Origin of the sequence: Mesorhizobium sp. M0563, from assembly GCF_040321065.1 — a bacterium.
Taxonomy (GTDB): domain Bacteria; phylum Pseudomonadota; class Alphaproteobacteria; order Rhizobiales; family Rhizobiaceae; genus Mesorhizobium.
Genome location: NZ_JAMYQV010000007.1, coordinates 141,618 through 163,077 on the forward strand (window position 1 = coordinate 141,618; position 21,460 = coordinate 163,077).

Below are 21,460 nucleotides of genomic sequence, written 5' to 3' on the forward strand. Positions count from 1 at the left end.
TCTGTCGTTTCGTTCTCAACTTCCGCAATGACGCCGATCAGGACGCTCTCGCTTCACCGGGAGCGCCGATCAGGCGCGCATAGGCTGCCACATAGTCGTGGGCCATTCTCGTGGCAGAAAAACGGTTCTCGAATACGGCTCTCACCTGACGCCTGTCGAGGCGTAGCAATTCCGGTATCGAGGCGACCGCAGCGTCGACTGTATCGACAAGGAAACCGGTTACGCCATGGTCGATGATCTCCGGCAGGGCACCGCAATTCCAGGCGATTACCGGCGTGCCGCAGGCCATCGCCTCTATCGCGGCAAGGCCGAACGGCTCCGGCCAATCGATTGGAAACAGCAGGCCGGCCGCCTTGCCGAGGAATTCCGCCTTTCTGTCCTCTTCGATCTCGCCGATATAGTCGACACGGTCGCCGTCGATCAGCGGCTCGACAGTGTCGTGGAAAAATGCGCGGTCGTCATCGCCGATCTTTGCGGCAAGCTTCAGTTTCAGCCCGGAGCGCAAGGCGATCTCGATGGCACGATCGGGGCGCTTGTCGCGCGACAGCCGGCCCAGGAACGCCAGATACGGCTCGTCCGCATCCGTCTCGAAAGTCGGCTCGTAGACATCGATCGGCAGCCCGTGATGGATGGTCGCAAGCCAATTGGCCTTGGCGAGCCCGGCTCTCTGGCTGCGGGAAATCGAGATCATCGGAAAGCGCGGAAAACGTTCGTAGGCCGGCGCCAGATCGACATAGTCGAGCCTGCCATGCGGTGTTGTCACCGTCCGGTCGGGCATGTGTTCGAAGAAAGGAAAATGCAGGAAGTGGCTGAGATGGAAGTGGATGACGTCGAACTGCTGCGCACGGTTCCTCACCTCGGCAAGCATAGAGAGATGTGCCGCGGTTTCGGATTTGTGGGGGCGCGGATCGAGACGCAGCGCACGCTCGCGACACGCCACCAATTTCGCCGACGTTTTGGTATCGCCGCTGGCGAACAGGGTCACGTCATGGCCAAGCTCGACCAATCCTTCGGTCAGATAGGAGACGATGCGCTCCGTCCCTCCATAGAACCGGGGTGGCACGGATTCATGGAGCGGCGCCACATGGGCTATTCTCATGTTTTGGCATTTCCCTCAAAAAGACTGCTTGTGGGATCGAAATGCATCAGTCGCGCTAACGTTCCCGTACAACGGCAAGATGTCGCGCAATTGGGACTGCCGGAGCTTGCCGTCCAGCCAACATTTTTCATGGCAAGCCTCTTTTGCCGGGAACCAAAGGGCCAGTTCGCGAGTTTAGTGGGGTTCGATCGCACGCATCCGGTCGACGGGGAGGAAATGATGGACCGCTTGCAATTCTTTTCGCCCGTGCGGATTTTGCGCGGACAGGGACAGCCTGTGGAGGAGATCGACAGCGTTGCCGAAGCGATGGCATTCCTGCGAAAATGGCCGGCCGGGCGGCGCGGGCCGGTTTACCAATGTGCGGTGAATTGCTGTGCTGCGGCCGTGGCCGGCCGGATGTCGGCCGAGGAAGCGAGAAAGGCTTTTGCCGGCTTCGCCCGGATCACCCGCTTGCTCGAGGGCGATCGGCCGTTGCCGGTGAGCGGCGAGGATCGGCATCGCGCGGATGCGCTGCGACGATAGCGCCAGCTGCCGCTAACCCTCAAAACAAGATATCATTCAGCCGGAACGCCCGATCGGCGACCGACTCGCTTTCGCGAACAGTCGTTTGAACTGGGCTACAGCACCGTTCTCGGCGATGTAATCGCAATAGGCGGCGTAATCGGGGTCGCGTGACAGATGGCGTTCCTCGGTGATGGCGCGAAGTGCATAGACGGCGTTGAGCCCGAGCAGGATGGCGGAGTGCCGCAGCGCTTCAGCGGGTCCCGTGGCGGTGAGGAAAGGGACCGAGACCAGCCACCAGGAGAGGTTTTTCGAAACATAGGCGGGGTGCTTGATCCAGCGATACGGTCCGCAGGTGATGATTCCGCGGTTGGTGAGATTGGAAAATCTCAGGCCAAAGCTCACGGTGGACCAGACAAAAATCAAGACGCAGAAGACGATCGCCGATCCCCAGAAAACCTGGAGCGCCGGTGTGGGCATCACCGCCGTCCAGTTGGCGCCCGTTTCGTAATTCAGGTAGGCACGGGTGGCGGCATTCATGGGTTCATAACAGGCAAGACAAACCAGCCAGCCGAACACAGTGGGCTCGACGGTGCGGATATGGTTGTCGAGGACGCGCAGCGTGAAAATGTAGCCGACGACCGCGACAAGGACGTCCACCATGAACAGGAGATCGATTGCAAAAGCGTGCCAGCGCATGATGTCGAATTGATACGGTTGTTCCAGTCCGGCCAGGATCGAACCTAGCGCGGAGCACAGATAGACGAACATCAGCGGCAGGAAGAAGCCTTTGACGATCCAGCCCCGCACATGCTGGCGTATCTGCTCAGTCCTTTGCGGCACTGCGCCGCCGAGGACGAATGCACCGATTTCGGCATATGAATCTTCCGGATCGGTTTGCCGGCGATCGACATAAGCAACATAAAACGGCGCGGTGACGAGCAGCGCCGGCAAGGTGTCGTAGAGAGCTGCCCAGTAGGGGGCGTAAAACTCACGCCGGTATTCCGGCAATATCCAGTAGACTGCGGCAATCGTCGTGAGCGTGACGATGAAGCCGATGAGTTTGCGCATGACGCGCTCGACTTCAAGCGCTCGCATCGGCTTTGCCTGCAATCCCGTTGAACGCCTTCGAAACGTCTGGAAATAGGCCGTGTCGACCGCGATCATCGCTGCCGCGGTAGCTGCAATGACAGTCATGGCCTGCAAATGCACAGGCCAGCTTCTGTCGACGAGCACCCCGACGGCCAGCGCAAGACCAAGCAGTCCTGCAAGGCCGGTGAGGGGCGCGGTCGCGGATTTCGGTTGGAGCGTCAAGCTACTACTCCCGTTGTCGTGAGGGTTTGATCGTCGTGGGCGGCCGGCACGGGTCACGTGGTGTGCCCACCCGCCGCCGCTGGAGCCACTTGAGCAGCTGCTACACTCCACCGCTGCCGTTGGATCCGCCGCTGCTTGTTCCGTCATTGCCGCCGCTTGAACCACTGCTGCCACTCGAACCGCTGCTGCCGCTTGAACCACTGGTGCCGCTCGAGCCGCTGGTGCCGCTCGAGCCGCTGCTGCCACTCGAACCACTGCTGCCGCTTGAGCTGCTGGTGCCGCTCGAACCACTGCTGCCGCTTGAGCTGCTGGTGCCGCTCGAACCACTACTGCCGCCTGAACTGCTGGTGCCGCTCGAACCGCCGATGGGCCCCTTGTTGGCGTTGCGCGGGGAGGGATAGTTGTTAGCGCCCTCGCTTACATTTTCGCAGGTGCACTTGCGCTGATATTTGGTGCCGAAAGCACTGCGTTCATTGCTCGCCTTCTGGCAGACCACCCTATGGCAAATCAAAGTCGCTTCGGTTGTCTCGGGGGTAAGGCCTGTGATGACTATTGCGGTTGTCGTGGCCGCCATGCCCATGATTGTGAACCGGAGTAAATTCCGAAAATTTTGCATAGATACCTCGCTTTCTGACGCCTCGCTTCTCGGGCTTTCGCCCAAGCTTCCTCATTGTCGAGCGGGTGTTTGCAACAAGGCCGCATACGGATCGCTTACGCCTCAGCGGTCGGGCTCAGGGGCGGCGTAAAAACGTTGGACAAAGCGCAGACAATGGTGCCGCATTGCGGTATTTCGATCAGAAAAAGACCAAAGATGCGCTTTTCGGGGGAAACAGATAATGTCGAAACGGCTTAGACTGGTGTTGGGAACGGCCGGCGCAATTGCCGTCGCCATCGTCTGGGGGATCATCGCCACGTCGATGGGGCTGCCATCGATCCTGATAACCGTAGGAGCGGTCGCGATCGGCGCCGGCATCTACAGCTATCAAAGCCGGAGCTGATCCGGCATCCGGCGACGGCGGCTTAGCCCAAAAAATCCCACAGTCCCGGACTGCCCGCGGCAATGTTCAGTGTACGAAAATTACCAACGGCAGCGTCCTGTGGAACGTGTGGCCTCTCGAAGCTATTGTGGTGGCGGTCCGAGACACCCCCGCCTCGGGCCGTTGGCTCACCCAGCCGAGTGGTCCGCTGCTACCCAATGGCGGCGGACCGTTCACCCGCAAGACGGACCCCGGAAGACGGACATTGTGCCGAATCGAGGGAGAACCATGGTCGTTGACGAGATTGCAGCGCGGCGCCTGAAAATTCTGATCGAGCAATATATCGAGACCAGGAAGAGGCGCCACGATGAGGTTTCTACCGCAGCGGCTGAGATCGCCATCAGGGCTGTCATGCCGAATTGCCCGGTCTCCGGAAAAGCCTTGGACGACATGATTGCGGCATGTGCGTTCGAACATGGGCTGGGGGTGCTGTTCGATCGACCTGACGCATGAAGGCTAAAATTAGATAAACCGACCAACCGGAACCGGCATGCCGAGATATTTTTTTCACTTCCGAAACAATGACGGCCGCTTGACGGAAGATTTCGAGGGTCAGGAGTTGGACGGTTTGTCCGCGGCTCAGGATAACGCCATGGCTTCGGCCAAGGAAATCCTGGCCGAGGGCCTGCTCAGCGGCAGCCCCTGACAGGTCTTTCCTTCGAAATCTGCGACGAGAACCGGAAGCTGCTATTCCGATTTCCCTTCTCGGAAGCTGCCGAAAAGGCTGGCACTCGACCGTGATTGGCCAAAGGGCCCGCAATGCGGGCGAGCTTTGTCGAGCCTGGCTGAAAAACCGCATGTCGCGGCAAGGCGGTCGTTGGCGCAAATCAGCACCATAAGCAAATTAGTAGCATAGCTGCCGGCACAAAGCAAGAACAAACATGGCTTGCCTTGCCGACAGGGGAACTATTTATGCTCCCGTTTGTCGGCCCAGGGCTACCGTAGCGTTCCAGGATCTCGAGGGCAGGGGACTGACCAAGGCGAGCGCGGCGAGACTGATCCGCGATCGCGACGGCCTGATCTCCCTGGTCGCCGAGTTGGGCTCTCTGACGCTCCAGGCGCGACGAGGGCGCCTGACACTTTCGACGCACATCTGCTGCGGGCATTGCCCTGCTGTGCGCAAATATGTGATGAGGAGGTGCCGCGCCATCGTTGCGGCGCGCAGATTAAGCCGGGCAGTGTGCTAACTTCCGCTGGCAATCGACCAATTTCCGGACCGGCCTGGTACGTGACCGTGATCTTGAGTCGCAGTGCATGGGAGTTCCATTCCCGATCTTGGCTTATTACGTGCACCGGAAGCGCTTCGTTGCGGGATAAGGCCATGTCCTTCAGTCGGAACTCGACGTCATTTCGCGTCTGATGACGGCAGAGTTTCTCTCTGCCGTCATCAGAACACATACCGAATGCTGGAGGATACAGGTGAAATTGAGAGACGCGGCACTTGCTGTTTTTTCAAACAAACGCCGAGGCGTGGCTTGGTATAAGATCGCACAGAAGAAGGCGGACAGATACGGCTTCTATGTCTATTCCAGCCATATGGTCTGGAAGGACCAGCCATTTTTCCGCAAGGCACTGCAGCGGGTCAAAAACATCCGCGGGATTCCAGATCCGCGAGCTTTTGTCCTGCAAAGCTGCCTACGATCGATCGAGCGGATCGACGGCGATGTGGCCGAATGCGGCGTAAGGCAAGGCCGGTCGACGATATTCATGCTGATGAGCGATCTTCGGCCACGGCACTATCACCTTTTCGACTCGTTCGCCGGCCTCTCGGAACCGACCGCAGAGGATCGCAAGCGAAACGGCCAAACGCCGTGGAAGTCCGGCGATCTCAGCACTGACGAGAGGGTAGCCAGAGAGAATATTTCGGACTTCGGCAACACAACTTTTCATGTGGGATGGATACCGGAAACTTTTCCCAGCGTAGCCGACCGGCGTTTCGCCCTGGTCCATATTGACGTCGATCTATACGAGCCGACGCGTGACGCGCTTGCCTTCTTCTACGATCGGGTGTGCGCACATGGCATCATCATATGCGATGACTACGGCTCCGCGCTCTGTCCTGGAGCCCGAAAGGCCTTTGACCAATTCTTCGAAAACCGCCCGGAAGGCATTATCGAACTTCCAACGGGGCAGGCGATTGTCGTAAAGGCAAGCTAGTCCTGAATGGTTGCGGCGGCTCTCCATCGGATGAAGCGAGGACGTCGCCGAAAGCCATGATGGAAATCGGCAGGGCACGGGTATCAATTCTCGCTTGATGGCACCTGAGACGGAGCAAAATAGGCATTGAAGAACTGCTCAACGATCTCGTCGACGACTGAGTTCTTTACGTGCCGCAAGTCCTCTCTGTAGCTACGAGCAAGGCCCCCATAGGTGACAAGCTCGAACGAGGGAAGATAATGGACATTGTCCCGTTCCCGGCAGACTTGACCAAGCACGGCGCGAAGAACGGACTTGCCTTCAGTGCTCGCGGTGACGACATCCGCGTCCTGAAATGTGCGCGCCAATGCAACCGGTGAGACCGTGAGAATTATCGGCGCATCGGGTTTGCGTTCACGGACCATGTCCACGGCAGCCATCACGTTGGCGTAGTTTTCCTGAAAGCTGCTGACGTGAAGCGTTGTTTCCTGCATTCCGCCGCCGCCGAGATAGAGCGGCTTCTGCGCTGCTGCTTTGCCACTGGCCTTGTTGATGAAGACCTCGGTCATTCCAAAGGTGAATATGAATGCCGTGGCGGCATCGAAGCCAGCCCGCATCTCCCGGTTTACGCTCCCGATCACCTCTTTGAGAACTTCCGGAGATTTGGCGAAAATACCGCGCCGATACGGGTCCTGAAAGCTGGCCGAGCCCCAAGGGACGCGTTTCTTGACCTGCCACCAGTCGTCGTCTGCCTGATCCCACACGCCAAGCATTTGCTCGAGCTGGAGGCGAACAGTGAAAGTGTTGTAGAAGTTCATATGTTCCTGCCGAGGCAGCTCATCTACAATGGCCTCCGCGGGGTCGAAGCTGATATTTCCGTAGGACGGGACGCATGCGATGCGTCTGTTTGTCAACGCGCGTCGAATTTCCTGCGCAAAGCAACTCCCCATCGTGAAGAATATATCGTCAGAAGTTAATACGGGGGTTTTGCGTATAGTAATGGCGCCAGAGCTTACAAAGTCGCCATACTTCGCGTTCAATTTATCCGACGCCATCAGACGGACAGGTTTGGCGTATCCGAGTCGATTGCGTATCCGAAGGTACCTTCGTTTAACTCGCTCCAGAAATGGCACAGTCGCTCCATAGTGGTCACAGCTGGCCCCAACCGCAATGCCGGACATGTAGTCCGCTTCGCGGCTAGCTGCAATCAGAAGGATTCAAGATTGACTATTCGAACGACGTCAGACCTCAGATGCGGTTCTTTTGGCGCATGTTGTCGCGGCGCAGTCTGGTCCCGCTTCACGCTTCATTAAGGCGTCTGTCGGGCTGTCCGCTGACCCCGACAGTTGTGCAGAAATCGCCTTTGGTGGATCGGCAACGCAACATGAGCCGCGCCCTTGGGACCGGGGGATCTCTCTCGCGCACGTCTGGCGTAACCCAAGGCAGACCGAGGGATTAGGGCCTACCAGAGAGGGTAATTGTCCTCCGGCTCAGCTTCCTCGTCAGCTTTTCCTCGTTTTTTTATGACCATCCGCACCAATGCTATTGCGGCTACAACCAGCAAAGCAGCGGATGTCCAAAAAAATATACTATTCATGGAAAACATTCATAGTTTTTCTCTCGTATACGTCAGTATATTAGAGGTTTCTCTTTGGAAAAGTTCAGAAGACCCTGTTCCATAATCGCGTTGGCAACAATCCTGGCAGCGGAATCCGCTCCCTTCTCGGTGAAATGCACCTCGTCGTAATAATTTCTATCCAAAGTCTCGCTGCGTTGGCAAAGGTAAGGCAACGATCCATGGAGATCAACGACCGAGGCGCCGGTTCGCTTGGCTATGTCTTCCACAATGCGTCTGTGTTCCCAAACCGCGTTTGCAGCGGGATCGTTTGGGTCTTCCTGCCGATAATTGGGGTTTACGAAGAGAACCGAGGCTCCGGCTGCCTTTGCGAGGACGACCAGTGCACTAAAGTTCGCGCGAAACGCGTCTGGTGGATTGTGCGCAATGTGCTTCGAATTTCGACGTCCATCGCCTCGACGTCGAACAATGTTCCCGACATACGCGGTCGCCAGATTTTGCCGTCTTTTGAACCAACCCGAAAGCCCGCCACCTGATGGTGGCTCGAACCAGGAGCAGGAATACTGGTTGTAGTCTCGAGACAGTCCTTCCAGTCGCCGAGGGTGAACATCGTTGTGGGTATAGTAATATACGATAAGATTAGGCGACAATGGTGCTACGTGGAAAAGGAGCCTTAAAACATTCTCGATAGAAGTATAACCTCCAACTCCTGCGTTAACAACGTCTATTTCGACTTCCGGATTGAGAGCTTTCAGGTATTCGCCCATCCGGTATGGATAAGTGTGAATGTCGTTTTCTATTCCGGTGCAATAAGTGGACGACTCTCCCATACAAACAACTCTTAGACATTGCTCCGGCTTCGGCATGGCGGTTTCCGGGCCCCGGAAGCCCAGGCTATTGTGTCTCGATCTGCCGTTGCCTGAGTCCCACGCGGGGTGCAGCTCATATAGAGTGTAGGGGTGTGGCCGAACCAAAGGTGGCGGGCAACCAGCCCATTTGGCGATCAAACCGGGGTAACCGATCTGGAGCAGCGCCCTGTCGCCCAAAAGCATAACGAGGCCTTGGCGCACAGTGCGCCGCGCTCTCCAGATTTGTTTTTTGACCACGCTCATCTCGACACCAGGTCAACGCCTTTCGTTCGCGCGTTCAATCGGGCTCAAACTCATTTCGGTAGTCCATCGCGAGGGCGGAATCCTGCTTCGGCTTATGGAGAACGCAGTTACCAGCCACCAGCACGTCCAGATCCGTTCCCATGAAGCAGCGAAAAGCATCCGTCGGGGAACATACAATCGGCTCGCTGCGCACATTGAAACTGGTGTTCACCAAGACAGGACAGCCGGTAAGCGCTTCAAACCGGGTGATCAACGCGTGGTATAGCGGGTTGGTCTCGACGTGCACCGTCTGAATCCTGGCCGAATAGTCGACATGCGTGACGGCAGGAATCTCGGACCGACGGACGTTCAGCTTGTCTATTCCGAACATAGCGGCCTCGGATGCAGTCATCGCGCGGTGACGGCTCTGCTTAACCGGAGCAACGAGGAGCATATAAGGCGATTCACCCTCCAGATCGAACCAGTCCGACACATGTGCCGACAGGACTGAGGGGGCGAACGGACGAAAACTCTCGCGAAACTTGACCTTGAGATTGAGCGTCTTCTGCATATGGTCCGACCGCGGATCTGCAAGGATGGATCTGTTGCCAAGCGCCCGTGGTCCGAATTCCATCCTGCCCTGGAACCACCCCACCGCCTTGCCGTCGGCCAGCGCCGCAGCCGTGGCATCGATCAGTTGGTCGGTTGGCATGACTTCGAAAACGGCTTTGGCTCGGTTGAGTTGCGCTTCGATCTCGCTCTGACCGAATTCCGGACCGAGATAACTCCCTTTCATGGAATCTTGCTTGGCTATAACCCGCTCACCGCCGAGTTTAAGATGCCAGGCGGCGAGTGCGGCCCCAAGCGAGCCTCCTGCGTCGCCGGCTGCGGGCTGAACCCAGATTCTCTTGAAGGCACCATCTCTGAGCACTTTGCCGTTCGCCACGCAGTTAAGCGCCACACCGCCGGCCATGCACAGATTGGGAATTGCAAAATCTCGTGCCAAGCTGCGGGTCAGCCGAAGAACGATCTCATCGGCGACGGCTTGGATGGACGCGGCAACGTCCATGTGAAAATCAGTTAAAAGATCGGTATCAGGGCGCCTTACGGGCTGTCCGAAGAGGCTGGCGAACCGTGCGTTCGTCATTTTCAGTCCAGTGGCATACGCGAAATAGCTTTGGTCGAGACGGAAGGTTCCGTCCTCCTTCAGGTCGACCAGCTTTTCCAGGATCAGCGATTTGAACCGAGGCACACCATAGGGGGCCAGCCCCATCACCTTGTATTCGCCACTGTTTATCTTGAAGCCGAGATAATAACAGAACGCCGCGTATAGAAGCCCGAGCGAATGCGGAAACCGCAATTCCCGCACGACATCAAGAGTTGCGCCCCTGCCGATCGCAACTGTCGTGGTTGCTTTCTCGCCAACGCCGTCGAGAGTCAAAACCACAGCTTCGTTAAAGGGCGACGGGAAAAACGCGCTGGCCGCGTGGCTCACGTGGTGTTCGGAAAAAAGGATCCGGGATGGATCCTTGAAGCCGCGGTCGATTCTGCGGAGTTCGTCGAAAATGATCCTCTTCTGAAATAATTTTCCCGTCAGCCAAGCGGGCATCGCCTTTCGGAATGAATCGAATCCGCTAGGAGCGGCGTCGAGATAGGTTTCAAGCAGACGCGAAAATTTTAGCAGCGGCTTTTCATAGAATACGACGTAGTCCACATCCTTCAGCAAGACACCGCCGGTCTGCAAAACGGACCGAATGGCGTTTGAGGGGAAGCGTTCGTCGGCTTTTCGACGGGTGAACCGCTCCTCCTGGGCCGCCGAAATGATGGCGCCGTCGACGACGAGGGAGGCCGCGCTGTCGTGGTAGAAAGCCGATATGCCCAATATATTGGTCATAATATTGTCTTCAAAACTGATTGGTCATCGAGTTCAAATCGTTCTTGGTTCTTCGTTCAATCCAAAATGTATCATTGGAATGCGTTCTTTGGAGCCGTCGGCAGATCACTCTGACCAACCGGCGTGCAAATCCGACGGGAAATACCACCCCAAAGAACGTCGATGCACACACCAAGTCGGAAAACCAACCATTGGCCGCAGCCCTCTTGGAGGGCACGTTGTGAATGTCAGACACTATTTTCGCCCACCACGAGAATGCACCCAAGCTATTGGCAAACGATTGAGCCGAAGGAACAAAGCTTGTCAAGGACGCGGCGTATCGCCGAGCCGATTGAGCCCGTGCGGCAGCCTTGACGGTCGCCATTCAATGAGTCGGGTTCGGCATTGACTGCGGCTCCGAACGAAGCCACAGACATGGAATAGGATATGAACTATCGCGGATGCTCAAGCGGCGTCCCGAAATCGTGCGGGTCGGCAGAGAGCAGAGGCCCTCCGGTACCAACGCACATCGCATCGGGAAATGGAATGAGCGCAAAGAGACGAATTTCGGCGGTGCTGGCATACCCGCTGGTTAAGCGTCTGATCATCGAGAACCTGCCGCCGCACAAAACGCTGTATCTCGCCGGTTTGCTGTGTTCGATCGCCGTTGCGGCGACGACCGCCGCGTCGGCTTGGATCATGAGCACCATGGTCAATAGCATCTATGTGGAACGCAACGCTGCCGCCGCATGGGGTATCAGCGCCGTAATCATCGGCATTTTCCTGGTTAAGGGCACAGCCGCCTATTGCCAGACCATCACGACGGGAAAGATTCGCCGGGCTATCGTCTCGGACCTGCAAAACCGCCAGTTTTCTCGAATGGTGCGTTTCGACATCGGTCGTTTCGCCAATCAGCATCCGGCGAAATTCGTCTCCAAGATCATGTTCAACGCGCGCGCCGGGTCATCCGTTATTCTGACGCTCACGAGCAGCACCGTCTCCGATGTGCTGACGCTGATTGGCCTGGCAAGCGTCATGGTCAAGCAGGATCCGATGATGTCGCTGATATCCGTGGCGGTTCTGCCGCTGCTGTTCCTGTCGGTGGGCGCCATAACCAGGAAGCTCAAGGCGCTGGCAAGGGGCGAGACGGAGTTGGCTGCACTGGTCCAGTCGATCGGCACGGAAGCCGTCGAAGGTATCCGGACCATCAAGTCCTTTCAGCTCGAAGACAAGGCGGTCGCCAGCTTCGCAAAGGCCGTCGGCAAGATGGAAAGGCGCGGCATCCAGATAAACCGGACGTCAGCGTTGATGAGTCCGTTGATGGAGACCGGCGGCGGCGTGATCATCGGGCTGTTCGTCATTTATGCCAGTTGGCAGACCCTCGGCAACGGCAAGACCCCGGGCGAGTTCATGGCCTTCATAACCGCCTTTCTGCTTGCCTATGAGCCCGCCAAGCGGCTGGCCCGCGTCAATGTCGATATCCAGAAGCAGATGGTGGCGGTTGAGCAGATGTATGATTTGATCGATACGCCCGAGCAGCGACAACTCGCAACCGCCGGCGAGCGCCTCACCGATGTCGAGGGCGGTATCCGTTTTGAAGATGTGGCCTTCTCCTACGAAGGCAACAGCCCGGCGCTGCACGGCGTTTCCTTCGAGGTACGGCCCCGTGAGAAGCTGGCGATCGTCGGCCGCTCCGGCGCCGGCAAGACCACCATCGTCAATCTGATCCTGCGCCTCATTGAGCCGGACAAGGGCCGGATCCTCATCGACGGAAAGGACATTTCCAAGATCGGCCTCGCCGACGTTCGCGACAATATCGCACTGGTGTCACAGGATGTCTTCCTGTTCGAAGGCTCGATCCGCGACAACATCCGCGACGGACGCCCGGGCGCCACCGATCAGGAAATCGAGTCCGCGGCGGACCTCGCCCGGGTCACCAGCTTTTCCTCCAGCCTTGAAAACGGGCTCGACACTCTTGTCGGGCCGAGTGGCACCAACCTGTCGGGCGGGCAGAAACAACGCGTCGCCATCGCGCGCGCGCTGCTCAAGAATGCTCCGGTAATCGTCTATGATGAAGCAACGTCCGCGCTTGACGGCGAAAACGAACGGGCGGTCATGGAGGCTGCTTTCGACGATGCATTCGAGCGCACGGTGATCTGCATTGCGCACAGGCTTTCAACCATCAAGGCAGCCGATCGCATCCTGGTGTTTGACGCTGGCATTCTGGCGGACGCCGGGACTCATGACGAGCTTGCCAGGCGCAGCGAAATTTATCGCTCGATCTTTCACCTGGAGGCGTCCGGCCCGATCGTCGAGGGCAGCAAGCAGCTGCGGCAAAGCGTTTTGCGCTGACGGCGATGACCAGTTTTTATCACGGTTCCTATGTCAGGTATGTGATTGCTGGGATAGGCCTGCGATTGCGCCGATACACAAAGGCCGCGCGGACATTGTTTGCCGGCTCCAAGCCTCATTCGGTTCTTGAGCTGCAGGCCAAGGCCGACGCGCTGATCGCGCGCAGGGACTGGACAGGCCTTGAAGCAAGTATCAATGAAATGGCCATCATGGCTGACCGTTCCCGCAACCCCGAGCTGATGCAGAAGGCAGGACAGGCCTTCGAACGGCTGGGCAACTTCGCCCGGGCGGCCGAGCTTCGGCTTACCGCTCGCCGGCTGCGGAAGGGGAAAAATGCCAACGAGTGGACCGGGGAGAACCTCGGTTCGGATACACTGCTGATCGATCTTGTGGAGGATGACCCGCGCAGCCTTGGCCGGGTTATCCGCCACGCGCGACTGGCCGGCGCCGCCGCTGCCTATGCGCAAAGTGCAACAATTCGGGCAGAGCCGCGGCTCATATCAATTCTGCAGCGAACGTTCCCGAAGGCGACCGTGGTCCCGGCGCAGCAGGATGTGATCGGCGACAAACGTGCGACCTTCGAAGATCTCGCCTGGGTGTTCGGACGCGATGCCGAGAAACTTGCCGCCGACTTCGTGCCGCTGCGAGCAGATCCTGGGCTCGTCGAGACATTCCGCAAGCATTATCGCTCGATCACGGATCTGCCGCTGGTCGGCCTCTCCTGGGGTAGCAAATCCCACACCAAGGACGTGCCTGACTTCCCCGAATGGGCACGGTTCATCGCCCAGACACAAGCGACATTCGTTTCGCTTCAGTACGGACAGATCAAGCCGGCGCTGCGGCGCCTGCGCAATGGCAATGACGCGCGTCTTATCTATGACGACAGCGTTGACCAGATGGTCGATATGGACCGTTTCGCTGCACAGGTCGCAGCGCTCGATGCCGTCGTGACGATCAGCAACACGGCGGCTCATCTATCCGGAGCACTTGGTATTCCGACTATTTTCCTGATCGACGACAATTTTCAGACGGCGTGGCCAGTCATCGGCGATCGAACGCCCTGGTATCCGAAGGGCGTCGTCATTCGTAAGGAAGGGCGCGCGTGGTCGGTGGTGCTCGACGAGGTTGGTCAAAGACTCTCGTCGATCTTGACGACGCATTCCGACGCTGCCTGTTGAGGATCGCCGTGCCGAACAGACGATCCGTCCTTCAAAAAGCAAAAGCTGCGGACCTGCGCCCGCAAGCAGGCGCGGGCAAGCGGCTACAGACGCTTTTTGATCGAGCAAAGGAACTTCTTAAACGGCCCTCGCGTCATGCCAACGAAAGCGTCGAACGGCATATGAGGCTGATGGCGGAGAGCGTCGAGCGAAGCGACTGGAAGGCGGCCCGGGACCATGCGCTGGCACTCGGCCTGCTCGGTGAGCAGCTTGGCGATCGCGGGCTTGTCAAGAAAGCCGGGCGTGGGCTCAGACGTCTCGGCGGCGGAAACCGTGCCTGGCAGTTGATTGCGTCGAGCAAGCAAATGCCAGGCAGGCCCGAATGGGATGGCAGTGATCTTGCGGGTCGCAGGCTTGCCGTCGAGCGCCGCGAAGGCGACCTTGCGATTTTCCTTCAGTTCGCGTCGTTGCTTGGCCCGGTGGTCGCGGCTGCCGAGCGATGCATCGTCTCGGTCGAGCCGCGACTGGTGCCACTCTATCGCCGAACATATCCTGCGCTCGATCTCAGGCTGGAGGAACAGGGGGAGGTGGCGGCGGTGGACGCCGATGTCTTCGCCTGCTTCGAGACACTGGCGAAGCACTTCTGGCCGGATGAACCGGCAGCACGCGCGCCCTTCGTCCCGTTGGAGCCGGACCGCCGATTGGTCGCCGAGTTGCGCAGCACCTACCTCGATCGCGGCCCCGGTCCTCTGATCGGCTTTGCCTGGGGAAGCCTGAACAAGGCCAAGGACCTGCCGGCCCTGGACGATTGGCGGGCGTTGCTCGGCAGCCTGCCGGGACGTTTCGTCAGCCTGCAATATGGCGATGTCGGGCCGGCGCTCTCCGAGTTCGAGCACTGGGTGCCGGGACGCATCATCCATGACGCTTCCGTCGACCAGTTGTCGGATATGGACCGCTTTGCCGCGCAAATCGCTGCGCTCGATGCCGTGGTGACGATCAGCAATACCGGCGCCAATCTGGCGGGGGCGCTTGGCGTCCCAACGGTCGTCATGCTCGACGACGGGTTTCGGCTGTCGTGGCCCGCCTTCGGCGAGACCGTGGCCACATATCCAAGCGTTCGACTGGTCAGAAAAGGCGGCCAGGCATGGGCGTCCGCAATGCAGGAAGCAGGTGGACGGATCAGGCAAATCATCAGTGGAGTTGCTGATGGCCGATAGCCGATTTCTTCTCCGGTTCCGCCGCGCTATCGCGCTTGCCGGCTACAAATACAAGGTTTGGTTCCGCAGTCATCGGCGGCAGCTTTTCCTTCGCTGGCGTGACGGCGATATTGCCGATCAGATGGCGGATTATCGGCGAAGCATCGAGGCGCGCGATTGGTCGGCCGCGCTGCCGAAAGCCCTGGCGCTAGCATCGATCGCGAAGTCGAGGGGCGAGGTACATCTGCTCGACGAGCTCGGCAAGGCGCTGATGCGGATGGGCGCTTACGGCCCGGCGGCCGAACTCAAGATCGCCCGGCGCCATATCGTTGAAGGCCGTGTCGAGCGTGAGTGGCTCGGCCAGGATGTCTCGGGCCAGGTACTGCTCGTCGACCTGATGGAGACCGAGAAGCAGGGGCTGGCCACCGCGATCCATCATGCGAGTTCCGTCGGCCGCGCGCTCGTCCGCGCCGCACGATTGATCGTGCTCGTCGAGCATCGGTTGGTGCCGTTGTTTCAGCGGACATTTCCCATTGCCGATGTGCGGGCTGTCGGTCCCGGGAACAAGGCCGCCTACGCCGAGGCGCAGGCCTTTGCCGGCGTCCAGCATCTGACTGCTGTGTTCGAAACCAATGAGGCGACGATCCGGGAGCATTTCGTCCCGCTTAAACCGGATCCGGCGCGGGTCGCTGAACTTCGCGCCCGCTACAGCGAGGACGGCCGGCCGCTGGTCGGCGTCGCATGGGGCAGCTCCAATCCCGGCAAGGACCTGCCGCCGCTGGCGGCGTGGCGTCCCCTGCTTGGCCGACAGGACCTTCGGTTCGTTTCGCTGCAATATGGCCGGACCGAGTCAGACCTGAAAATCTTGACCGATGGCGACCCGACACGTGTGTTGCACGACCCTACCGTGGATCAGCTTGTCGACATGGACATGTTCGCCGCGCAGGTTGCAGCGATGGACGCCGTCGTAACCATCAGCAACACCGGGGCCCACCTGGCGGGCGCCCTCGGCGTCCCATCGGTCTTCATCCTTGGTGACGGCTTCAAACGTTCGTGGCCAGTGGAGGGCGACCGCACGCCCTACTATCCTTCGGCCGTGCTGGTCTCAAAGCGCGAACGGCCCTGGGCCGAGGTGATGGACGAGGCGCGACACCACATGTGCTCACTCATCGCCTCTAGTTGACTCCGCCACGCCTGGCATCGCGAACGCACTAGGAAGGCCACAGCAGCCAAGTGGTCAAGGGCCTTTTTTTACGGCGAGAACGCTGTAAACTGCCGGCTGGCGGCTGGTTCAAGACTTGGAGGGCGATGCATATCTTTGGGTAGGTCGGGGAACAAGTCGGCTTCTCTTATCAGCGAAGACTTTGTGCAGCGGCTCCTCGCGGTGTACAGGCTTGTGCATCCAGGAAACCTGTTCAGGCGGGGGCGTATCTACGCTCGCGGCAGGGCAGAGACGAGGACGGTCTACTTCGTCCCACACAATCGCAACAATGTTCGTCTGCTGGCTGATGCGGCTCAACTTCTGGTCGACGGCGGCATTCAATGCGTATTCGCGCATATTGACGGATTGAAACGCGGCGGCGTCGCACGCCCTGAACTAAACGCCCGGGGAATGTCGCATATCAGCTTTGCTGAGCTCAAGCGGACGATCAGACCCTGCGACATGCTGGTGACTGGAAATGACTATGCACCGCAATTCTTTAGGCGGTTCATAGATTCTATCAACTTCGGAATGGTCCGTGTGGTCGGCCTCATCGGAGGTGCGAGACTGCTGCAGCCGCATCGATTTGTGAGAGCTGACTACATCCTGTCGATGGGACCGGCAGCGCTGCAGCAACGACGACAACCGACCTACATTGTCGGCTCCCCGGTAATTGAGCGTGCTGTCGAAAACGCGGGCGCCAGGCACGATGAAGGGCTTTTCGTGCTGGTGAACTTCAAGGGGGATATCGAAGACCTCGCAGACCGCCAATCGATTGAAGCGGTGGCAGCCGCATGTGCGAAACTCGGCCTTGCCCATGTCATTAGTGTCCATCCCACGATGTTCGCAAAAGTCGACATGCCGAACAAATCGCCCGTAGACTTCGCACAACTGCTCCCGGACGCCCTGGCGCTAGTAACTCGCCCAAGCACCACGGTTTACGAAGCGATCGCCTGCGGCATTCCGGTGGTGCTCTTTCCGCTGGTTTCGCCGATGGTCGAGTTCGACAGTCCTATGGGCGCTTTCAAACCAACATGGTCGGAGCATCAACTCGTCGACGATATCCTTGCTGCGGTCAGGTCAAGACCGACCTATTTTGAGCAAAGCCGGGACTTCCTCAATGCCAATCTGTCGATTGATCCAAAGATGCCAGCTTCGCAACGGATCGCCAATGCTTTGATCGATATTTACAACCGCTGATTTTGCGCAATCAAAGTGCTCGCAATCGGAGGCCTAAGTTGAGATTGTTGTCCAACTTCTTTGCAAAAAGGCCGCCACTCCTTGTCGTCTCGTTTCCCAAGTCCGGGCGGACGTGGCTGCGCGTAATGCTTGACGATCTGGGCGTCAATGCGGCTTATACGCATGATGGTTCCGACCACAAGGAGCTGCGTGACATTGCACAGATCAGCACCGACAAATCACGCTACAAACGGCAGCGGATCCTATTTCTGACGCGAGACCCCCGCGACACTGTGGTGTCTGGATATTTTCAGGTTTGCAAACGCCATCAGCTGGGAGCAGGTCCGATAGGCGAATGTGTAAGGAGCCCCAAACACGGCGTCGAGAAGATTGCCCTTTTCAATCTGCAGTGGTTCGCAGCCGCAAGTTACATGCGAAAAATTGCGCTTCTGCGCTATGAAGATATGCAGCGGGATACAAACGACGCTTTGCGCAGTGTCGGAAACTTTGTGGGAAAGTCCTTCGACGAGTCCAACCTTGCTGATGTGGTCGTCAGTAGGTCGTTCAAACGAATGCAGCAATCTGAAATCTCAGGAGAACTGGGTGCGCGCTATGGCGGAAAATTGCGACCACGCAATCCTGACGACCCGGAAAGTTTCAAGGTTCGAAAAGGTAAGGTCGGTGGTTATTTGGACTACCTCAGCGTAGATGATGTAGCCTTCTGCGACAATGTACTTGCGCGGCTCGATTACTGGAAGCGGCTCGATGAGGCCTTCCTGCGGCATGGCATATCTTATATCGGCGACAGGGGCAGGTGTGAATTGATCCGATGCATCGGTTTGTCTGCGGATGCGGACATAGCGGCACGACGCCGATAGCTACGATTTTGCCTCATATGCCGATGCCTTTTTTGCCATCTAGGTTCTGCTCTCCGGTTCGAGAAGGCCGAGAAGCAGGTCTGGCTGGCCACAGCGATCCATCATGCGAGTTCTATCGGCCCGCGCGCTCGGCCCGGGCCGATCCCCAGATCACGGCCGCCTACGGCCCTGGGCCGAGGTGATGGACGAGGCGGAGAAGAACATGAGGCGCCTGCTCGAGGCCGCTCGAGCCTGACCGTACAAATCAGCAGGGCGGTTGAGCATCCAGGCAGTTTCCTATACTGGTCTGGCCCGGCTGGCGGAGCCGGCAAAAAGCTTTCGAACCGAAGATCTTCCTGCGGAGCCAATGATGTGCGGATTGTTCGGCGTCTATCGTGCCGAGGGCTTTTCGCCCGACGATATCCATCGTGCCGACCAGGCCCGCGACACGCTTGTGCACCGCGGCCCGAATTATGGCGGCGCACGTGTCACCAGCGATCTCTATCACGGGTTTCGGCGCCTCAGCATTATCGACCTCTCGGCGGCAGGCAATCAGCCCATGGTCAGCGCCGACGGGAAGTTCGCGATCACGGTCAATGGTGAGATCTACAACTATCGCGAGCTCCGCGCCGATCTGATTGCCAAAGGCTGCGTATTCACCTCGCAGTCCGATTCCGAAGTTGTGCTGCATGGCTATCGGGTGTGGGGGCTCGAAGGGCTCTGCGAGAAGCTGGACGGCATGTATGCGGCCGTGATCCATGACGGGGAACGCCGCAAGCTGCATGCGATCCGCGACCGGCCGGGCATGAAGCCGTTCTTCTACTTCCATTCGGGACGCCGATTTGCCTGGGCGTCGGAACTCAAAGCGCTGCAGACCTGGCTCGGCGACGATCTGCCGCCGATCGACGAGACGGCTGTCCTGGACTATCTCGCATGCCGCTATATTCCAGCGCCCAAAAGCCTTTACCGCAATATCTTCAAACTTCCGGCCGCAAGTCGGCTGACATTCGATCTGGAAACCGGCCGCGTCGATGTCGGGCGTTACTGGACCATGCCTACCGAACTCCGCTCGGACAATGACGACCGCCTGGCCGACGGGCTGCGGGACCGCATGCAGGCGAGCGTTGCCGCTCACATGGTGAGCGATGTGCCGGTCGGCTATTTTCTCAGTGGCGGCATAGACTCGGCGATTGTCCTGTCGCATGCCGTTGCGGTGAACCCCACGGCAAAGGCGTTTTCGATCGGCTTCGAAGATCCGAGATTTGACGAGAGCGCGCAGGCGGCCAAGGTCGCGGCGCTGTTCGGCGCCGAACACGCGATCCGGATCCTGCAGCCGACAGAGCTCGATGACGTCTTCGACCGCACGCGGGAATGGTATGACGAGCCGCTTTCCGACAAGGCCGCCATCCCGGCGTTTCGTGTCTGCGAATTTGCCAGCCGCGACAGGACCGTCGTGCTGACGGGCGATGGCGGGGACGAGCTTTTCGGCGGCTATCGCTCATACAAGCGGTTTAGCGGCATTCGCAGGAAGCAACGTTTCGTCCCGTTCGGTTCACAGAGCGGGTGGCGCCTGAAGGACCGCAATTTGCGCCTGATCACCACGCGTGACCCGGTCGAGCTCTCCATCGCCATTGGCTCCGGCAGAACGAGATGGCAGCGCGACGTCTATCGCGAATGCCTTGCCATCGCTGCTGACTATGATGAACTCGCCCATCTCAGGGCGTGGTGGAAGCCGGAACTCGGACCGTTGCGCAGCCTGCAATATCTCGATTTTCATACCAGTCTGCCCAACAATATCCTGACCAAGGTCGATCGGTTGAGCATGTCGGTTTCGCTCGAAGCGCGTATCCCGTTCCTGTCGCGAACGATGATCGAATATGCGTTCAGCCTGCCGGAGTCGTTTCTTTACAAGGATGGCCAGCTTAAGGGCGGGCTTAAATACGCATATCGCAATGTTTTGCCGGCAAGCACGCTCAAACGTAAGAAGCAGGGATTTGGTCTTCCACAAAGCTGGAAGCGAACGGCCGTGGCTTCGCAATCCGAGGAAAGCTATCAGGAGGCGGTATTGTCCGGTTTCCTGAAAGGCGCCAAGTTTTCGAATGCCTCCGCATAGCCACCCTCAAGGCTGCCAGCATTTCTTTTTCGCCGTGACGGAGCGGGGTCGGGCCATGGGAGCACTGCCGACATGGTGATGCGGACCGGATTCATATGCGGCTGCGGTCATAGCGGCACGACGTTGATCGCGACGATCCTCGCAGCCCATCCCGACGTCTACCTGCCGTTCCAGGAAACCAATGTCTTCTTCAAATGGACGCCGCTGGCGATGTTTCGCTATTGGAAGCTGAAGCGCGCGGCGCGCGGTGCCGGAAAGACCTTGCTGCTTGAAAAAACGCCGCGGCATATCCGTCGCGTCGGCCGTATTCGCCGCCTCGTGCCCGGGGCGCGTTTCGTGATGCCGGTGCGGGACGGGCGCGACGTCGTGGCGTCATTGGCCAAGCGTCTTGGCGATCCAAGGGAGGCGCTCGACCGCTGGATCGGCGACAATGCGCTCGTTCTCGCCGAACAAGGACAGCCGGATGTACTGATCTATCGCTACGAGGATCTGGTCGAGGATCCGGCCAAGATCGTCGAGCGCATCTGCGGCTTTCTCAACCTGCCCTTCAGCCCGGACCTGCTCGACTATCACAGGAAGCCGCAGCAATGGTTCAAGCCGGCCGAAGTCGAACTTGAGAAGCAACATACTGCACTCCGCAACCAGCAGGTCAATCAGCCGATCTATGACGGGCGCGGACGATGGAAGACCGACCTTGGTCAGCAGGAATTGGCGGAGCTTACCGAGGGCCGTGGGAAGCCCCTGATGCAGGCTTTCGGGTACCTTTGAGCGATACGCC

General features: G+C 58.7%; 19 protein-coding genes. 14 read left to right on the top strand and 5 right to left on the bottom strand.

Going from position 1 to position 21,460, the window contains the following annotated elements:
* Positions 1–37: 37 nt before the first annotated feature.
* The gene (locus tag NKI50_RS12180) at positions 38–1,099 is read right to left on the bottom strand and encodes a glycosyltransferase family 4 protein (protein ID WP_352640908.1); all 1,062 of its coding nucleotides are present in this window, start codon (positions 1,097–1,099) and stop codon (positions 38–40) included.
* Between NKI50_RS12180 and NKI50_RS30560 the strand changes: the two genes are divergently transcribed.
* Positions 1,085–1,621, top strand: coding sequence for a DUF982 domain-containing protein (locus tag NKI50_RS30560; protein ID WP_502897796.1), 537 nt, complete (start codon positions 1,085–1,087; stop codon positions 1,619–1,621). The genes NKI50_RS12180 and NKI50_RS30560 overlap by 15 nt on opposite strands.
* 36 nt (positions 1,622–1,657) lie before the next feature.
* On the opposite strand, the gene NKI50_RS12190 is transcribed toward NKI50_RS30560, so the two are convergent.
* A complete protein-coding gene (locus tag NKI50_RS12190) occupies positions 1,658–2,971 on the bottom strand; it encodes a methyltransferase family protein (protein WP_352716624.1) in 1,314 nt (437 codons plus the stop codon).
* Positions 2,972–3,003: 32 nt separating this feature from the next.
* Here NKI50_RS12190 and NKI50_RS12195 point away from each other — a divergent pair, with 32 nt between their 5' ends.
* From NKI50_RS12195 to NKI50_RS12215, 5 genes are all read left to right on the top strand, one after another.
* Entirely contained in the window at positions 3,004–3,315 is a 312-nt protein-coding gene (locus NKI50_RS12195) for a hypothetical protein (protein ID WP_352716626.1), read from the top strand.
* A 435-nt stretch (positions 3,316–3,750) separates the two neighbouring features.
* Positions 3,751–3,912, top strand: a complete 162-nt coding sequence (locus NKI50_RS12200) for a hypothetical protein (protein ID WP_023717698.1) — start codon at positions 3,751–3,753, stop codon at positions 3,910–3,912.
* A 267-nt stretch (positions 3,913–4,179) separates the two neighbouring features.
* A complete protein-coding gene (locus tag NKI50_RS12205; protein ID WP_023717697.1) occupies positions 4,180–4,404 on the top strand; it encodes a hypothetical protein in 225 nt (74 codons plus the stop codon).
* A 37-nt stretch (positions 4,405–4,441) separates the two neighbouring features.
* A complete protein-coding gene (locus NKI50_RS12210; protein WP_352640902.1) occupies positions 4,442–4,597 on the top strand; it encodes a DUF6894 family protein in 156 nt (51 codons plus the stop codon).
* A 773-nt stretch (positions 4,598–5,370) separates the two neighbouring features.
* Positions 5,371–6,108, top strand: coding sequence for a TylF/MycF/NovP-related O-methyltransferase (locus tag NKI50_RS12215; protein ID WP_051409619.1), 738 nt, complete (start codon positions 5,371–5,373; stop codon positions 6,106–6,108).
* 83 nt (positions 6,109–6,191) lie between these two features.
* Here the strand turns inward: NKI50_RS12215 and NKI50_RS12220 are convergent, their stop codons facing one another.
* The 3 genes from NKI50_RS12220 to NKI50_RS12230 all read right to left on the bottom strand — a co-directional run bounded on the left by NKI50_RS12220 (position 6,192) and on the right by NKI50_RS12230 (position 10,648).
* Complete coding sequence (locus NKI50_RS12220; RefSeq protein WP_084642470.1) at positions 6,192–7,268, bottom strand: GSCFA domain-containing protein; 1,077 nt, start codon at positions 7,266–7,268, stop codon at positions 6,192–6,194.
* A 448-nt stretch (positions 7,269–7,716) separates the two neighbouring features.
* A complete protein-coding gene (locus NKI50_RS12225; RefSeq protein ID WP_352640898.1) occupies positions 7,717–8,529 on the bottom strand; it encodes an SGNH/GDSL hydrolase family protein in 813 nt (270 codons plus the stop codon).
* A gap of 280 nt (positions 8,530–8,809) precedes the next feature.
* Positions 8,810–10,648 carry a carbamoyltransferase family protein gene (locus NKI50_RS12230; protein WP_352640896.1) on the bottom strand — a complete coding sequence of 613 codons (1,839 nt, stop codon included), beginning with the start codon at positions 10,646–10,648 and terminating at the stop codon, positions 8,810–8,812.
* 525 nt (positions 10,649–11,173) lie between these two features.
* On the opposite strand from NKI50_RS12230, the gene NKI50_RS12235 reads away from it, so the two are divergent.
* From NKI50_RS12235 to NKI50_RS12270, 8 genes are all read left to right on the top strand, one after another.
* Positions 11,174–12,979: an ABC transporter ATP-binding protein gene (locus NKI50_RS12235; protein ID WP_352716630.1), complete on the top strand. Its 1,806-nt coding sequence runs from the start codon at positions 11,174–11,176 to the stop codon at positions 12,977–12,979.
* Positions 12,980–13,044: 65 nt separating this feature from the next.
* On the top strand, positions 13,045–14,157 hold the full coding sequence (locus tag NKI50_RS12240) for a glycosyltransferase family 9 protein (RefSeq protein WP_352640893.1): 1,113 nt from the start codon (positions 13,045–13,047) through the stop codon (positions 14,155–14,157).
* Between the two features lie 161 nt (positions 14,158–14,318).
* Positions 14,319–15,353: a glycosyltransferase family 9 protein gene (locus NKI50_RS12245; protein WP_352494619.1), complete on the top strand. Its 1,035-nt coding sequence runs from the start codon at positions 14,319–14,321 to the stop codon at positions 15,351–15,353.
* The gene (locus NKI50_RS12250; protein WP_352716633.1) at positions 15,343–16,515 is read left to right on the top strand and encodes a glycosyltransferase family 9 protein; all 1,173 of its coding nucleotides are present in this window, start codon (positions 15,343–15,345) and stop codon (positions 16,513–16,515) included. Before NKI50_RS12245 ends, NKI50_RS12250 begins: the two co-directional genes overlap by 11 nt.
* A gap of 201 nt (positions 16,516–16,716) precedes the next feature.
* Positions 16,717–17,733 (top strand): hypothetical protein, encoded by a 1,017-nt coding sequence (locus NKI50_RS12255; protein ID WP_352640889.1) that lies wholly within the window; start codon positions 16,717–16,719, stop codon positions 17,731–17,733.
* Between the two features lie 47 nt (positions 17,734–17,780).
* On the top strand, positions 17,781–18,590 hold the full coding sequence (locus NKI50_RS12260) for a sulfotransferase domain-containing protein (RefSeq protein ID WP_352858406.1): 810 nt from the start codon (positions 17,781–17,783) through the stop codon (positions 18,588–18,590).
* Between the two features lie 349 nt (positions 18,591–18,939).
* Positions 18,940–20,682, top strand: coding sequence for an asparagine synthase (glutamine-hydrolyzing) (asnB, locus tag NKI50_RS12265; RefSeq protein WP_352640887.1), 1,743 nt, complete (start codon positions 18,940–18,942; stop codon positions 20,680–20,682).
* A gap of 72 nt (positions 20,683–20,754) precedes the next feature.
* On the top strand, positions 20,755–21,450 hold the full coding sequence (locus tag NKI50_RS12270) for a sulfotransferase family protein (RefSeq protein ID WP_023717684.1): 696 nt from the start codon (positions 20,755–20,757) through the stop codon (positions 21,448–21,450).
* Positions 21,451–21,460 lie beyond the last annotated feature (10 nt).

Coding starts and splice junctions, on each gene's coding strand:
- asnB (WP_352640887.1), top strand. CDS start 18,940: ATGTGCGGATTGTTCGGCGTCTATCGTGCCGAGGGCTTTTCGCCCGAC.
- NKI50_RS12235 (WP_352716630.1), top strand. CDS start 11,174: ATGAGCGCAAAGAGACGAATTTCGGCGGTGCTGGCATACCCGCTGGTT.
- NKI50_RS12200 (WP_023717698.1), top strand. CDS start 3,751: ATGTCGAAACGGCTTAGACTGGTGTTGGGAACGGCCGGCGCAATTGCC.
- NKI50_RS12205 (WP_023717697.1), top strand. CDS start 4,180: ATGGTCGTTGACGAGATTGCAGCGCGGCGCCTGAAAATTCTGATCGAG.
- NKI50_RS12250 (WP_352716633.1), top strand. CDS start 15,343: ATGGCCGATAGCCGATTTCTTCTCCGGTTCCGCCGCGCTATCGCGCTT.
- NKI50_RS12180 (WP_352640908.1), bottom strand. CDS start 1,099: ATGAGAATAGCCCATGTGGCGCCGCTCCATGAATCCGTGCCACCCCGG.
- NKI50_RS12270 (WP_023717684.1), top strand. CDS start 20,755: ATGGTGATGCGGACCGGATTCATATGCGGCTGCGGTCATAGCGGCACG.
- NKI50_RS12210 (WP_352640902.1), top strand. CDS start 4,442: ATGCCGAGATATTTTTTTCACTTCCGAAACAATGACGGCCGCTTGACG.
- NKI50_RS30560 (WP_502897796.1), top strand. CDS start 1,085: ATGGGCTATTCTCATGTTTTGGCATTTCCCTCAAAAAGACTGCTTGTG.
- NKI50_RS12225 (WP_352640898.1), bottom strand. CDS start 8,529: ATGCCGAAGCCGGAGCAATGTCTAAGAGTTGTTTGTATGGGAGAGTCG.
- NKI50_RS12230 (WP_352640896.1), bottom strand. CDS start 10,648: ATGACCAATATATTGGGCATATCGGCTTTCTACCACGACAGCGCGGCC.
- NKI50_RS12245 (WP_352494619.1), top strand. CDS start 14,319: ATGAGGCTGATGGCGGAGAGCGTCGAGCGAAGCGACTGGAAGGCGGCC.
- NKI50_RS12220 (WP_084642470.1), bottom strand. CDS start 7,268: ATGTCCGGCATTGCGGTTGGGGCCAGCTGTGACCACTATGGAGCGACT.